Raw genomic sequence first — 574 nt, 5'->3', positions numbered from 1 at the left:
AAGCTCGACACCATTTTCCCCGGCCACCGCACCGCGCCGGAGGACTACGCCTGGTGAAGGGCAAGCGGGCGGAAGATTCAATGGACTCGTCTTTCGCCCGCTATGCCTCCTGCGCCGGGAGGATCAGCTCCGGCCCGTTGTTGCGCACCGAGTTGACCTGGCTGGACACCACCCGCGGGGTCAGCACCGGTTCCGGGATGGCATCCAGCAGCTGCTGCACACCCGTGGTTTCCGTCAGTTCCGGGTCCAGCCAGTCCGAGTAGAGGTCCGGGGGCACGATCAGCGGTGTGCGGTCATGAATATGGCCCAGTGCATCGCTGGCTTCGGTGGTGATGATGGTGAAGCTCAGCAGCCATTTGTGTTCATGGTCTTCGGGCAGGGAAGGATCAGGCCAAAACTCATACAGACCGGCAAAGGCCAGCGGATCCTCGGACGGCGAATACAGGTACGTGGGGATTTTGGTCTTGCCGGACTTTTCCCATTCGTAGTAGCCGTCGGCCGGCACCAGCGCCCGGCGCTTCACGGCGGCTTTGCGGAACGCCGGCTTTTCCAGCACCGTTTCCCGGCGGGCATT

Annotated in this window: 1 protein-coding gene; it reads right to left on the bottom strand. The window is 63.1% G+C overall.

What is annotated here, in order from left to right; genetic code table 11:
- Positions 1 to 100: 100 nt before the first annotated feature.
- The coding region (locus CXQ90_RS21810; RefSeq protein WP_146068970.1) for an SOS response-associated peptidase at positions 101 to 574 on the bottom strand (474 nt) is incomplete at its 5' end.

Origin of the sequence: Arthrobacter sp. ZGTC131 (genome assembly GCF_002929275.1) — a bacterium.
Lineage (GTDB): Bacteria > Actinomycetota > Actinomycetes > Actinomycetales > Micrococcaceae > Arthrobacter.
The sequence above is the reverse complement of the archived record's forward strand: the minus strand, read 5'-3'. Positions and strand labels throughout refer to the sequence as shown.